This window comes from Pseudomonas sp. THAF187a (assembly GCF_009363395.1).
GTDB lineage: Bacteria > Pseudomonadota > Gammaproteobacteria > Pseudomonadales > Pseudomonadaceae > Aquipseudomonas > Aquipseudomonas khazarica.
In genome coordinates, this window is the sequence record NZ_CP045349.1 from 4,168,938 (window position 1) to 4,183,076 (window position 14,139).

Annotated in this window: 13 protein-coding genes; 5 read left to right on the plus strand and 8 right to left on the minus strand. The window is 64.4% G+C overall.

Annotated features, from left to right (window positions below; translation table 11 throughout):
• Positions 1-98 precede the first annotated feature (98 nt).
• Complete coding sequence (gene fur, locus FIV02_RS19365; RefSeq protein WP_037001567.1) at positions 99-503, minus strand: ferric iron uptake transcriptional regulator; 405 nt, start codon at positions 501-503, stop codon at positions 99-101.
• A gap of 94 nt (positions 504-597) precedes the next feature.
• Between fur and FIV02_RS19370 the strand changes: the two genes are divergently transcribed.
• Positions 598-1,116: an outer membrane protein assembly factor BamE gene (locus tag FIV02_RS19370; RefSeq protein WP_037050859.1), complete on the plus strand. Its 519-nt coding sequence runs from the start codon at positions 598-600 to the stop codon at positions 1,114-1,116.
• 76 nt (positions 1,117-1,192) lie between these two features.
• On the opposite strand, the gene FIV02_RS19375 is transcribed toward FIV02_RS19370, so the two are convergent.
• Genes FIV02_RS19375 through FIV02_RS19385 form a run of 3 tightly spaced genes read right to left on the minus strand, consistent with a single transcriptional unit; the run spans position 1,193 to position 3,344 of the window.
• Positions 1,193-1,513, minus strand: coding sequence for an RnfH family protein (locus FIV02_RS19375; RefSeq protein ID WP_152489535.1), 321 nt, complete (start codon positions 1,511-1,513; stop codon positions 1,193-1,195).
• Positions 1,506-1,940, minus strand: a complete 435-nt coding sequence (locus FIV02_RS19380) for a type II toxin-antitoxin system RatA family toxin (RefSeq protein ID WP_037050863.1) — start codon at positions 1,938-1,940, stop codon at positions 1,506-1,508. The genes FIV02_RS19375 and FIV02_RS19380 overlap by 8 nt, the downstream gene beginning before the upstream one ends.
• On the minus strand, positions 1,941-3,344 hold the full coding sequence (locus tag FIV02_RS19385; RefSeq protein WP_037050868.1) for a sodium-dependent transporter: 1,404 nt from the start codon (positions 3,342-3,344) through the stop codon (positions 1,941-1,943). It abuts the gene before it with no gap.
• A gap of 127 nt (positions 3,345-3,471) precedes the next feature.
• On the opposite strand from FIV02_RS19385, the gene smpB reads away from it, so the two are divergent.
• Positions 3,472-3,954, plus strand: a complete 483-nt coding sequence (gene smpB / locus FIV02_RS19390; protein WP_037050873.1) for an SsrA-binding protein SmpB — start codon at positions 3,472-3,474, stop codon at positions 3,952-3,954.
• 85 nt (positions 3,955-4,039) lie between these two features.
• Here the strand turns inward: smpB and FIV02_RS19395 are convergent, their stop codons facing one another.
• Positions 4,040-4,807, minus strand: coding sequence for an FCD domain-containing protein (locus FIV02_RS19395; RefSeq protein WP_037050875.1), 768 nt, complete (start codon positions 4,805-4,807; stop codon positions 4,040-4,042).
• A 302-nt stretch (positions 4,808-5,109) separates the two neighbouring features.
• Here FIV02_RS19395 and FIV02_RS19400 point away from each other — a divergent pair, with 302 nt between their 5' ends.
• From FIV02_RS19400 to dld, 3 genes are all read left to right on the plus strand, one after another.
• The gene (locus tag FIV02_RS19400; protein ID WP_037050877.1) at positions 5,110-6,804 is read left to right on the plus strand and encodes an L-lactate permease; all 1,695 of its coding nucleotides are present in this window, start codon (positions 5,110-5,112) and stop codon (positions 6,802-6,804) included.
• A gap of 84 nt (positions 6,805-6,888) precedes the next feature.
• Positions 6,889-8,028, plus strand: a complete 1,140-nt coding sequence (gene lldD / locus FIV02_RS19405; protein ID WP_037050879.1) for an FMN-dependent L-lactate dehydrogenase LldD — start codon at positions 6,889-6,891, stop codon at positions 8,026-8,028.
• A 4-nt stretch (positions 8,029-8,032) separates the two neighbouring features.
• Entirely contained in the window at positions 8,033-9,748 is a 1,716-nt protein-coding gene (gene dld, locus FIV02_RS19410; protein WP_152489536.1) for a D-lactate dehydrogenase, read from the plus strand.
• A gap of 201 nt (positions 9,749-9,949) precedes the next feature.
• On the opposite strand, the gene clpB is transcribed toward dld, so the two are convergent.
• From clpB to FIV02_RS19425, 3 genes are all read right to left on the minus strand, one after another.
• Positions 9,950-12,514, minus strand: a complete 2,565-nt coding sequence (gene clpB / locus FIV02_RS19415; protein WP_152489537.1) for an ATP-dependent chaperone ClpB — start codon at positions 12,512-12,514, stop codon at positions 9,950-9,952.
• Positions 12,515-12,643: 129 nt separating this feature from the next.
• The gene (locus FIV02_RS19420) at positions 12,644-13,381 is read right to left on the minus strand and encodes a nitroreductase family protein (protein ID WP_152489538.1); all 738 of its coding nucleotides are present in this window, start codon (positions 13,379-13,381) and stop codon (positions 12,644-12,646) included.
• A 132-nt stretch (positions 13,382-13,513) separates the two neighbouring features.
• Positions 13,514-13,999, minus strand: coding sequence for a glutathione peroxidase (locus FIV02_RS19425; RefSeq protein ID WP_037050890.1), 486 nt, complete (start codon positions 13,997-13,999; stop codon positions 13,514-13,516).
• Positions 14,000-14,139: the final 140 nt, after the last annotated feature.

The following is a 14,139-nucleotide window of genomic DNA, read 5'->3' on the forward strand; positions in this document are numbered from 1 at the left end:
AGCAGGCCCGGCGTCACGGCCTGCAATCGGGCACGACTCCCGAGCCCAATAAATAAAAAGGCGACCCGAGGGTCGCCTTTTTCATCGCAGCAGAAGCATCAGCTCTTCTTGCGTACGTACAACACCAAGTTGTGATCGACCAGTTCGAAGCCATGCTCACGCACGATTTCCTTCTGGCGCTTCTCGATCTCGGCATCGAAGAACTCGATCACCTCACCGGAATCCACACAGACCATATGGTCGTGATGGCCGCTGTCGGCCAGTTCGAATACCGCATGGCCACCGTCGAAGTTGTGGCGAACCACCAGGCCCGCCGCCTCGAACTGGGTCAGTACGCGGTAGACGGTCGCCAGGCCGACGTCCTCGCCTGCCTCCATCAGTGCCTTGTAGACATCTTCCGCACTCATGTGACGGTGCTCGGCGTTGTCGAGCATCTGCAGGATCTTGACCCGTGGCAGAGTCACCTTCAGTCCAGCTTTGCGCAGTTCGTTATTTTCAACCATGGTCTGCTTTCTCATGGATGCTGTTTCGCAGCACCCTTCAATACGGGTATGATCCGGGGTTCAAGTTGCCCAAGATAGTGGAAGTCACCCTCCGATGCAAAAAACCAAGCTCTTGCTGACCAGCCTGTCGCTGACCGGGCTCTTCGCACTCGCCGGTTGTTCATTCCCCGGGGTTTACAAGATCGACATTCAACAGGGCAATGTCGTGACACAGGACATGATAGACCAGCTGCGTCCCGGAATGACCCGACGCCAAGTGCGGTTTATCATGGGCAACCCGCTGATCACCGACACCTTCCATGCCGATCGCTGGGATTATCTCTACAGCATCCAGCCAGGTGGCGGTCAGCGCCTGCAGGAACGCGTCAGCCTGGTCTTCGACGGCAGCGACCAGCTGGTCGGCCTGGCCGGCGACTTCATGCCCGGCGTAAGCCGCGACCAGGCCATCCTTGGCCAGGACAGCGATACCACCAGTACGCAGCCGCAGGCCAAGCCGCAGGACGACACGCCGCCAGCACCAGGCTCGCTGCTCGAGCAGATCCAGCGCGAAGTCGACCAGGTGGAAACCGTACCGGTACCAACGCCGGAGCCGCTGGACACCGAACCGCAGTAACACCCAGACATGAAAAAGCCCGGACTCGCTCCGGGCTTTTTCATGTCCGCTCGCCACGTGCAGCAAACGCTGTACCTCAGGCCGACTCGTCGCCCTCTTCCCGGGCCTTGGCCTTGGCCGCCCGCTGCTTGCGCACCTCTTTCGGGTCGGCGATCAGCGGGCGGTAGATCTCCACGCGCTCCCCCTCGACCAGCTCGCGTTCCTCCGGCTTGCTGACCGTCTTGCCGAAGATGCCCAGCGGCGCCTGCTGCAGATCCAGCTCGGGAAAGAACTGCTGCATGCCGGAGCGCAGCGCCGCCTCACGCACCGTGGTGCCGACCGGCACCGACAGGCGCAGCAGCTTCTGCCGTTCGGCCAGCGCGTAGACCACTTCGATCGCAATGCTCGGCTTATCCATAGAGTTGCTTGGCTCGCTGACAGAAGGCATCAACCATGGTGTTGGTCGCCTGGTTGAACAGGGGCCCGAGGGTAGCGCGCACCAGCGGCCCGGCGTAGTCGAAGGTCAGATCGAGGCTGATCTTGCAGGCCTTGTCGCCCAGCGCCTTGAACTCCCAGACACCGTTCAGGCTGGTGAACGGTCCTTCCTGCAGGTTCATCTCGATGCGCTGCCCGGGCTGCAGCACATTGCGCGTGACGAAACGCTGGCTGATGCTGCCCTTGGCCACCTCGAGACTGGCCAGCATGTGCGTCTCGCTGACCTCTAGCACTTCACTGGCGCGGCACCACGGCAGGAACTGCGGGTAGCTGGCGACATCGTTGACGAGGTCAAACAGCGCCTGCGCCGGATAAGGCAGCAACGCCGAGCGCTGGATTCGAGTAGTCATTTACTTGCTCAGCTCCGCGATGAAAACGATCAGAACGCCGATCGGCGCCACGACGCGAATCAGCCAGAGGGCGAGATTGAACAGCAACGGGCTCTTGATCGCCAACTCGTCACGCACCGAATCACGGCTGAGCACCCAACCGGCGAACAGGGCGAACGCCAGGCCACCCAGCGGCAGCAGGATGCGGCTGGTCAGGTAGTCGATGCTATCGAAGAAGGTCTTGCCGCCCTCGGCGCCCCACTGCAGCAGGTGGAAGCCATCCTCGGCGAAGACGAAGAATTTGGCCTCGGCCCAGACGTTGAACGACAGCACGGTGCCCATGCCGACCAGCCAGCACAGCAGCGCCAGCACCGCTGTGACCAGGGCACGGCTGCGTCCGCTCTTCTCGACGAAGTAGGCGACTGCCGGCTCGAGCATGGAGATCGACGAACTCCACGCCGCCACGGCCACCAGGACGAAGAAGATCAGTCCCATCACCTGGCCGAAGGCGATGTTGCCAAAGGCGATCGGCAGGGTGACAAACATCAGCCCCGGACCACCGCCCGGCTCCAGGCCGGCGGCGAAGACGATGGGAAACAGGGCCAGACCGGCGGTCAGCGCGACCAGGGTATCGAGCAGGCCGACGGTCAGCACCGTGGCGCCGATCGATGCCTTCTTCGGCATGTAGGCGCCGTACACCATGATCGAGCCAACCCCGACGCTCAGGGTGAAGAAGGCATGTCCCATGGCGGCGAGAATGCCACCCTGCACCTTGCTGGCGTCGAAATGGAAGAGGAAGTCGAAGCCTTCACGGAAGTGCCCGGTGGTAAAGCTGTAGCCCAGCAGCACCAGGAGCAGCACGAACAGCAGCGGCATCATGATGCGCAGGCTGCGCTCCAGCCCTGCGACCACGCCCTTGGCGATGACGAACGCGGTGATCAGCATGAACAGGCTGTGCCACAGGGTCAGCCGCCAGGGGTCCGCAGTCAGCCCGCCGAACGCCGCACCGGCGCCTTCGGCGGTGATGCCGGTGAAGTCGCCACGCCCCATGCTGAGGATGTAGTCCAGCGACCAGCCGGCCACCACGCTATAGAAGGACAGGATCAGCAGGGCTGCGACCATGCCGCCCAGCGCCGCCAGCGACCAGCCTTTCGACGCGCCCGCCTCGATGGCGAGGCTCTTCATCGAATTGACTGGGCTCTGCCGGCCACGCCGGCCGATCAGGGTTTCCGCCAGCATGATCGGCACGCCCACCAGGGCGATGCAGAACAGGTACATGACGACGAATGCACCGCCGCCATAGACCCCTGTCATGTAGGGGAACTTCCAGATATTGCCGAGGCCTACTGCCGAGCCGGTAGCCGCCAGAATGAATACCCAACGACTGGCCCAGGCGCCATGAATCGAAACGTTGTCGCTCGCCATTACGGCCAACACCCCATCACTACGGGAAAAAGATCGCGCATTGTCGAAGATTAGCCGGACAGGCTCAAGCTTGGCTCGGTAAAGCCCCATGGCGCAGGCGCGGGCGACTCCCTATAATGCGCGCCCTATGGCTAAGCAAAAGAAACATCCACAAGGCACCATCGCGCTGAACAAAAAGGCGCTGCACGATTATTTCGTCGAACAGAAGTTCGAGGCGGGCGTCGCCCTGGCTGGCTGGGAAGTGAAGAGCCTGCGCGCCGGCAAGGCCCAGCTGGTGGACAGCTACGTACTGCTCAAGGACGACGAAGCCTGGCTGATGGGGGCGCATATCACCCCGTTGAAAACCGCCAGCACCCACGTCATCGCCGACCCGATCCGCACGCGCAAGCTGCTGCTGAACAAGCGCGAGCTGGACAAGCTGTTCGGTGCCGTGCAGCAGAAGGGCTACACCTGCGTCGCCCTGTCGCTGTACTGGAAACAGCACCTGGTCAAATGCGAGATCGCCCTGGCCAAGGGCAAGAAGGACTTCGACAAGCGTCACGTCGAGAAAGAGCGCGACGCCAACCGTGAAGTCCAGCGCGCCATGCGCAGCAAGGGCAAGGACGACTGACAGCGGCTGCGAGCCATGAGCGCTTTCACAGCGACTCTGGCTCCAGCTTGTAGCTTGTAGCTTGTAGCTTGTAGCTTGTAGCCGCCTATAGTCCCTGCCGACGCTGCGCTCGCGCCACGCGCCGAGCCTCCAGCTGAACTTCCGCCAGCACTTCCTGCACATAGTCGATGTGCCGGTTGGACAGGTCGCGCGCGTCCTCCGCACGCCCTTCGATGATCGCCTCGAACAGCGCCCGGTGCTGACTGATCAGCATGTCGCGGGTTTCTTCGCGCTGGGCATACATGCCACCAATGTTGGTCACCACGTTGCGCTTGAGCAGATCGAACAGCCCGCGGATGGTGTGCAGCAGCACGGCATTGTGGCTGGCTTCGGCAATCGCCAGATGGAAGCGCGCATCGGCCGCGCCCTCCTCGGCCCGCGTGACCTTGCCAGCGCGCGAGTAGCAGTCCTGCAAGGCCTCGAACGCCTCGCTCAGCCGTTGCCGGTCGATATCGGTGGCTCGCCGGGCCGCGTAGTAGGCACAGGAACCTTCCAGCGTATGGCGGAACTCCAGCAGGTCGCGCTGGGCATCCTCCTTGTTCTCCAGCAGGTGCAACAGCGGGTCGCTGAAGGTCGAGCCCAGTGATTCGGCCACATAGTTGCCGCCGCCCTGACGGCTGACCAGCAACCCCTTGGCCACCAGTTTCTGAATCGCCTCGCGCAGGGACGGACGTGACACGCCGAACTGCTCAGCCAGTGCGCGCTCGGCAGGCAGCCGCTCGCCGGCACGCAGGGTGCCTTCGAGAATCATGGTTTCCAGTTGCGCGACGATGTCGTCCGAGAGACGACGCTGTCGCACCAGACCTACTTCCATTGCGCGCTTCTCCATTGGTTTGACCAGGCCATATGCAGCATGGCGCAAGCCTATAGCGCCGCCCCGCGACGAACAAGACAGCATTCTACGACCAAAGTCTTAGCCCTGCGATTTGACAGCGCATTGATCGACTTTTAACCTGAGCCGGCTGTTTTGTAAATTGGTCTTACCAATTAACCCGATTCAATAACAAGAACGAGTCGTCGAGGTCACGCCATGAAGCCCCATAGCGCTGCACGTCTGCCGAATACCGCATCCCCCCTGCTACTGCGCCGCGTGCGCCTTGCCGCGGAGTAAGCCCCATGTCCAACGGAATTCTCGCCCTGCTGGCGTTCTCGCCGATCCTGCTCGCCGCCATCCTGCTGATCGGCCTGCGCTGGCCGGCCAAGCGCGCCATGCCGCTGGTCTATCTGGTCACCGCCGCCGTCGGCCTGTTCGCCTGGGACATGAGCCTCAACCGCGTGCTGGCCTCCACCCTGCAAGGCCTGCTGATCACCCTCGGCCTGCTGTGGATCATCTTCGGCGCGATCCTGCTGCTGAACACCCTCAAGCATTCCGGCGGCATCACCGCCATTCGTGCCGGTTTCACCACCATCAGCCCTGACCGTCGCATCCAGGCCATCATCATCGCCTGGCTGTTCGGCTGCTTCATCGAGGGCGCCTCGGGTTTCGGTACCCCAGCCGCCATCGCCGCCCCGCTGCTGGTGGCCATCGGCTTCCCGGCCATGGCCGCAGTGCTGATGGGCATGCTGGTTCAGAGCACGCCGGTATCCTTCGGCGCGGTCGGCACGCCCATCATCGTCGGCGTCAACACCGGCCTGGATACCGCGACCATCGGCGCCCACCTGGTGGAGCAAGGTTCCTCCTGGGCGCAGTTCCTGCAACTGATCACCAGTGAAGTGGCGATCATCCACGCCACCGTCGGCGTCCTGATGCCCACCATCATGGCGATGATGCTGACCCGTTTCTTCGGTGCCGAGAAAAGCTGGAAAGCCGGCCTGGCAGTCCTGCCGTTCGCCATCTTCGCCGGTTTCGCCTTCGTCATCCCCTACGTCTTCACCGGCGTGTTCCTCGGCCCGGAATTCCCCTCCCTGCTGGGCGGCCTGATCGGCCTGGCCATCGTCACCAGCGCCGCACGCGTCGGCTTCCTGGTACCGAAGCAGACCTGGGACTTCGCCCCGGCGGACAAGTGGCCGAGCGAATGGCTGGGCAGCGTCGAGATGAAACTGGACGAGCTGACCGCCAAGCCGATGAGCGCACTGCGCGCCTGGCTGCCCTACGTGCTGGTCGGTGCCCTGCTGGTGATCAGCCGCGTGTTCCCGCAGGTGGGCAACGCCCTGAAAGCCGTGGTGGTGAACTTCCCCGACCTGCTCGGCGAAGCCGGCGTCAGCGCCAGCTTCCAGCCGCTGTACCTGCCAGGCGGCATTCTGGTCGCCGTGGTACTGGCCACCTTCTTCCTGCACGGCATGAAAGCGCGTGACCTGGGCAAGGCCGTCAAGGAATCCTCCAGCGTGCTGCTCAGCGCCGGCTTCGTGCTGCTGTTCACCGTGCCGATGGTGCGCATCCTGATCAACTCCGGCGTCAACGGTGCCGAACTGGCCAGCATGCCGATCCTGATGGCGCGCTGGGTCGCTGACAGCGTCGGCGGCATCTACCCGCTGCTGGCCCCAAGCATCGGCGCCCTGGGCGCGTTCATCGCCGGTTCCAACACCGTCAGCAACATGATGTTCAGCCAGTTCCAGTTCGGCGTGGCCAGCAGCCTGGGCATTTCCAGCGCCCTGATCGTCGCGGTGCAGGCCGTGGGCGCCGCCGCCGGCAACATGGTGGCGATCCACAACGTGGTCGCCGCATCGGCCACCGTTGGCCTGCTGGGTCGCGAAGGCAGTACCCTGCGCAAGACCATCTGGCCGACGCTGTACTACGTGCTGTTCACCGGCATCATCGCGCTGGTCGCGATCTACGTACTGGGCATCAGCGACCCGCTGGTCGCCCGCTGAGCACAAGGTTCCACTGCGCCCCGGCCATGCCGGGGCTCTTGCCGTCAGGCTACGCTTCCCCTTTTTCAGCAACAGGATGAGCCCATGATCATTTCTGCCTCTACCGACTATCGCGCCGCCGCTCAGCGCAAGCTGCCGCCCTTCCTGTTCCACTACGTCGATGGCGGTGCCTATGCCGAGCACACCTTGCGCCGCAACGTCGCCGACCTGTCGGACATCGAGCTGCGGCAGCGGGTGCTGAAGAACATGTCCGAACTGGACCTGTCCACCGAGCTGTTCGGCGAGAAGATGTCGATGCCGGTCGGTCTGGCGCCAGTCGGCCTCACCGGCATGTTCGCCCGCCGCGGCGAAGTGCAGGCGGCCAAGGCGGCGGCGGCCAAGGGCCTGCCCTTCACCCTGTCCACCGTGTCGGTGTGCCCGATCGAGGAAGTGGCGCCGGCGATCGACCGGCCCATGTGGTTCCAGCTCTACGTTCTGAAGGACCGCGGCTTCATGAAGAACGCCCTGGAGCGGGCCAAGGCCGCTGGCTGCTCGACCCTGGTGTTCACCGTGGACATGCCCGTGCCCGGCGCCCGCTACCGCGACGCCCACTCCGGCATGAGCGGCCCGAACGCAGCCATGCGTCGCGTGCTGCAGGCCATGACTCACCCGCAGTGGGCCTGGGACGTCGGTCTGCTGGGCAAGCCGCATGACCTGGGCAACATCTCCGCCTACCGTGGCAACCCCACGGGTCTGGCCGATTACATCGGCTGGCTGGGCGCCAACTTCGACCCGTCGATCTCCTGGAAGGACCTGGAGTGGATCCGCGACTTCTGGGATGGCCCGATGGTCATCAAGGGCATCCTCGACCCGGAAGACGCCCGCGACGCCGTCAGCTTCGGTGCCGACGGCATCATCGTCTCCAACCACGGCGGTCGTCAGCTCGACGGCGTGCTGTCCAGCGCCCGTGCCCTGCCGGCCATCGCCGACGCGGTCAAGGGTGACCTGAAGATTCTCGCCGACTCCGGCATCCGTACCGGCCTGGACGTGGTGCGCATGCTCGCCCTCGGCGCCGATACCGTGCTGCTCGGTCGCGCCTTCATCTACGCCCTGGCTGCCGCCGGTGGCGCCGGCGTGAGCAACCTGCTCGACCTGATCGAGAAGGAGATGCGCGTGGCCATGGTGCTGACGGGAGCCAAGTCCATCGCCGAGATCTCCTCGGACCTGCTGGTAAAGGAGCGCTGAGTCGATGACCGCTGCCGCCAACACCCCGAGCCGTGAAGACCTGCTGGCGCAGATGCGCCAGATCGTCGGTGCCAGCCATGTGCTGACCGACGAGCAAGGCACACGACGCTTCCGCAAGGGCCACCGTACCGGCGAGGGCAACGTCCTGGCGGTGGTGCGCCCGGGCTCCCTGCTGGAGCAATGGCGCATTCTCCAGGCGGCGGTCGCGGCTGATCGCATCGTCATCATGCAGGCCGCCAACACCGGCCTGACCGGCGGTTCCACCCCCGACGGCGACGACTACGACCGTGAGATCGTGCTGATCAGCACCCTGCGCGTCAGCGGCGTGCAACTGATCAACGATGGCCAGCAGGTGGTGTGCCTGCCTGGTGCCACCCTCGACCGCCTGGAACAGGCGTTGGCACCGCTGAATCGCGAACCGCACTCGGTGATCGGCTCCTCGTGCATCGGCGCTTCGGTGCTCGGCGGCATCTGCAACAACTCCGGCGGCGCCCTGGTACGCCGTGGCCCGGCCTACACCGAACTGGCGCTGTATGCGCAGGTGAAGGACGACGGCTCGCTGGAACTGGTCAATCACCTGGGGATCGAGCTGGGCGACAGCCCCGAGGAAATCCTCACCCGCCTGCAGCAGGGCGACTACAGCCCGCAACAGGTGCACAACGAGGCCACCGCCAAGGCCTCCGACGCACGCTATGGCGAGCACGTGCGCGATGTCGACGCCGACACCCCGGCGCGCTTCAATGCCGACCCGTCACGCCTGTTCGAGGCCTCCGGTTCGGCCGGCAAGCTGTGCCTGTTCGCGGTGCGCCTGGACACCTTCCCGAAGGAACCGAGCACGGTGTTCTACATCGGCAGCAACGACCCGCACGACCTGACCGAGGTGCGCCGCCACCTGCTGGCCAGGCTGCCGCGCCTGCCGATCGCGGGGGAATACATCCACCGCACCGCCTTCGACATCGGCGAGAAGTACGGCAAGGACACCTTTCTGGTGATCGACAAGTTCGGCACTTCCAGGGTGCCGGCGGCCTTCGCCATGAAGAGCCGGGTCGACGGGTTCTTCGAGCGCTTCGGCCTGCGTGGCGTGACCGATAAAGTGATCCAGGCGCTGATGAACCTGCTGCCCAGCCACCTGCCCGCGCGCATGCGCGAGTACCGCGACCGCTTCGAGCATCACCTGCTGGTGCGGGTATCCAACGACACCCTGGAGCAGACCCGCGCCTTCCTCGCCGAGTTCTTCGCTGGCAGCGACAGCGGCGCCTACTTCGAATGCGACGCCGAGGAAGGCCGCAAGGCGTTCCTGCATCGCTTCGCCGTCGCCGGTGCCGCGATCCGCTACCGCGAGGCGCACCGCAGCAGCGTCGAGGACATCCTCGCCCTGGACATCGCCCTGCGCCGCAACGATCGCGACTGGGTCGAGACACTGCCGGACGAGATGGAGGAGCAGATCATCCACAAGCTCTACTACGGGCACTTCTTCTGCCACGTGTTCCACCAGGACTACATCGTCAAGAAAGGCAACGACCCGATCGCGATGGAACACCGTATGTGGGCGCTGCTCGACGAGCGCCGCGCCGAATATCCGGCCGAGCACAACGTCGGCCACCTGTACGTGGCCAAGCCGGCGCTGGCGGGCTTCTATCGCGAACTCGACCCGACCAACAGCTTCAACCCCGGTATCGGCCACACCTCGAAGAAGAAACACTGGGGCGATTGCTGCTGATACGTTACGCAGCAGCGGCTTCAGAGCTTCGCGGCTGAAGCCGCTCCTACGGATTAGCACACAGCCGGATACAGTCCGGGGCCGACCCTGTAGCCCGGATGCAATCCGGGGCAACCTGACTGCCATTTTGCGGATTTCATCCGGCTACAAAAAACAAAGGCCCGCCAATTGGCGGGCCTTGTCGTTTGCCGCTGCGACCGATCAGGCGAAGACGATCTCGTCGCCCTCCACCTTGGCCTTGACCTGCACACCCGGAGCGAAGTCGCCTGCCAGGATGCGCTGCGCCAGCGGGTTCTCGATCCAGCGCTGGATCGCACGCTTGAGCGGGCGCGCGCCATACACCGGGTCGTAACCGACGGCGATCAGCTTGTCGAGCGCCTCCGGCGTCAGTTCCAGGCTCAGCTCACGCTCGGCCAGGCGGCCACGCAGGCGCTGCAGCTGAATCTCGGCGATGCCGGCGATCTGCTCGCGGCCCAGCGGCTCGAATACCACCACCTCGTCGATCCGGTTGATGAACTCGGGGCGGAAGTGGCTGCTCACCGCGTCCATCACCGCCGCGCGCTGCGCTTCCCTGTCGCCGACCAGTTCCTGGATCTGCGCCGAGCCCAGGTTGGAGGTCATCACGATCACGGTGTTCTTGAAGTCCACGGTACGCCCGTGGCTGTCGGTCAGCCGGCCATCCTCGAGCACCTGCAGCAGCACGTTGAACACATCCGGGTGCGCCTTCTCGACTTCGTCCATCAGCACCACCGAGTAGGGTTTGCGGCGTACCGCCTCGGTCAGGTAACCGCCCTCCTCGTAGCCGACGTAACCGGGCGGCGCACCGATCAGGCGCGCCACGCTGTGCTTCTCCATGAACTCGGACATGTCGATGCGCACCAGCGCCTCCTCGGTGTCGAAGAGAAACTCGGCCAGCGCCTTGCACAGCTCGGTCTTACCCACCCCGGTCGGGCCGAGGAAGAGGAACGAGCCGCTCGGTCGGTTCGGGTCCGCCAGCCCCGCGCGTGAACGGCGCACGGCATTGGCCACGGCGACTACCGCTTCGTCCTGGCCGATCACCCGCTGGTGCAGCAGGCCTTCCATCTTCAGCAGCTTCTCGCGCTCACCCTCGAGCATCTTGCTCACCGGGATGCCGGTCCACTTGGAAACGACCTCGGCGATTTCCTCGTCGGTGACCTTGTTGCGCAGCAGCTGGTTCTCGCTCTTGCCGTGCTGGTCGACCATCTGCAGGCTGCGTTCCAGATCGGGGATCACGCCGTACTGCAGCTCGGCCATGCGGTTGAGGTCACCCTTGCGCCGTGCGGCCTCCAGCTCGGTCTTGGCCTGTTCGATCTTCTGCTGGATCTGCGCCGAACCCTGCACCTCGGCCTTTTCCGACTTCCAGATCTCGTCGAGGTCGGCGTACTCCTTCTCCAGCTTGGCGATGTCGTCTTCGAGCTTGATCAAGCGTTTCTTGGTCGCCTCGTCGTCTTCCTTCTTCAGCGCCTCACGCTCGATCTTCAGCTGGATCAGGCGGCGATCCAGGCGATCCAGCTCCTCGGGCTTGGAGTCGATCTCCATGCGAATGCGGCTGGCGGCCTCGTCGATCAGGTCGATGGCCTTGTCCGGCAGCTGACGGTCGGTGATGTAGCGATGGCTGAGCTTGGCCGCGGCGATGATCGCGCCATCGGTGATGGTCACCCCGTGGTGCACCTCATAGCGCTCTTTCAGGCCACGGAGGATGGCAATGGTGTCCTCCTCGCTCGGCTCGTCCACCAGCACCTTCTGGAAGCGGCGCTCCAGCGCGGCGTCCTTCTCGATGAACTGGCGGTATTCGTCCAGCGTGGTGGCGCCAACGCAATGCAACTCGCCCCGCGCCAGCGCCGGCTTGAGCATGTTGCCGGCATCCATCGCGCCTTCGGCCTTGCCGGCGCCAACCATGGTATGCAGTTCGTCGATGAACAGGATCACCCGGCCTTCCTGCTTGGCCAGCTCGTTGAGCACCGCCTTGAGGCGCTCCTCGAACTCGCCACGGAACTTGGCGCCGGCGATCAGCGAGCCCATGTCCAGCGACAGCAGGCGCTTGTCCTTCAGGCCATCGGGCACCTCACCGTTGATGATGCGCTGCGCCAGCCCCTCGGCGATGGCGGTCTTGCCGACACCGGGTTCACCGATCAGCACCGGGTTGTTCTTGGTACGCCGTTGCAGGACCTGGATGGTGCGGCGGATCTCGTCGTCACGCCCGATCACCGGGTCGAGCTTGCCGTCCTCGGCACGCTTGGTCAGGTCGACGGTGTACTTGTCCAGCGCCTGGCGCGACTCCTCGACATTGGGGTCGTTGACGGCCTGGCCGCCACGCAGGTTGGCGATGGCATTTTCCAGGGCCTTCTTCGATACGCCCTGGCCGAGCAGCAGCTTGCCCAGCCTGGTGTTCTCGTCCATGGCGGCGAGCAGCACCAGCTCGCTGGAAATGAACTGGTCGCCCTTCTGCTGGGCCAGGCGGTCGGCCTGGTTGAGCAGGCGTGCCAGGTCCTGCGACAGATTGATGTCGCCGGTGGGGTTCTGCAGCTTGCCGAGCTGGTCCAGCTCGCGGGTCAGGCCCTGGCGCAGGCTGTTGATGTCGAAGCCCACCTGCATCAGCAGGGGCTTGATCGAACCGCCCTGCTGCTCGAGCAGGGCCTGCATCAGGTGCAACGGTTCGATAGCCGCGTGGTCCATGCCCACGGCCAGGGATTGGGCGTCGGAGAGTGCAAGTTGCAGCTTGCTGGTCAAACGATCGATACGCATAAATGTCCTTCCTCCAGAAGAGCGGGCCGGGACAACATCCCCGAAAACCGATACCCGCCGAGATGAAGACTAGATAAGGACGATTACGCCGTATTCAAGATCAGGCGATTTGATCCAGGTCAAGCGCGGCTACAGCCAGGTGACCTGTTGCTCCAGCGGGAAGCGCAAGCGCGGGTTGTACACGCCCTTCTCGCCCTGGCGGCCAACGGCCAGGAGCATGATCGGTATGGCCTGGCGCGGAATCTCCAGCACGCGGCGCAGGCGCACTTCATCGAAGCCTTCCATCGGGCAGGTCGCGTAACCGTGGCTGTGGAAAGCCAGCATCAGGTTCTCGGCCGCCAGCGCAGTGGACTTCACGGCCCACAGGCGCATGTCCGCCCGGCTGTTGGGCGTTCGCATCAGGGCCTTGCGCAGCCCCAGCAGACGTACCAGCTGGCGCTTGAACAGCCCGAGCAGTCCCAGCGGCCCCTGGTTGTACTGAAACGGCGCGGTCTTGCTGTAGAAACTGCGGATTCGGGCCGGCACCTCGGCTTCCGGCCAGTAGTCGATGACGTTGCGGCACGCCTGACGCCAGGTGTCCGGACGGGCCAGCACGGCGATGATCAGTGGCGCCCGAGCAGCATTCTGGCCCATGCAGACCGGGTGCAGGCGGGCCAGCAGGGCCGGGTCGCGAATGACCTGGAAGCTCCAGGGCTGCAGGTTGCAGGAATTCGGCGCCAGCACGGCCAGCTCCAGGCAGTCGCGGATCACATCGTCCGCCACCGGTTCGGGCGTGAAGCGGCGCACGGCACGGCGCCCTTCGATCAGCGCGCGCAACTCGGCCGGCGACGCCATGGCAGGCAATTGCTCGTTGGGAAAGCTGGTCATGGTTGCACTCCTCGGCAAGTCGTCCGATTAAGCAAGCGGACGACCGCATGAACAAGGGTGCATGAGGAAATGGCCGTGGTTTTGGCCGATTCGCCACGCCTGCCGGCTCGTTCGAGCAGGCAGGCCCATGGCTCAGAGGCCGAGCGCTTTCTCGACGGCCTGGATGAGCGCCGGGTCGTCCGGCGTGGTGCGTGGGGAGAAACGCGCCAGCACACGACCGTCCTGGCCAACCAGGAACTTCTCGAAGTTCCAGGTGATGTCGCCCGGAAACTCGGCGCCCTCACCGGCGAGCAGGCGATACAACGGATGGCGCCCTGGGCCGTTGACCTCCAGCTTGCTGCCCAGCGGAAAGCTCACCCCGTAGTTGAGGCTGCAGAACTCACGGATTTCCTCCTCGCTGCCAGGTTCCTGGCCGGCGAACTGGTTGCAGGGCACACCGAGCACGGTGAAGCCATTGCCCTTGTACTGCTGGTAGAGCTTCTCCAGCCCGGCGTACTGAGGGGTCAGGCCGCACTTGGAGGCGACGTTGACCACCAGTACCACCTGGCCCTTGTAGGGCGCCAGCGGCAGTTCCTGGCCGTCCAGCGCGCGTAGATTGAGATCGTGAAAGGCACTCATGACGAACTTCCTCAGCGAATTCAGTGCAGCGGGCGCGAGGCCCTGAAACGGCTGGCCCGAAGACCAACGGGCATGCATGAAAAAGGCGCCCTGAGGCGCCTTTATCGCAAACTTCAGCTTAGCAGTGGTTCCGCCAAGGG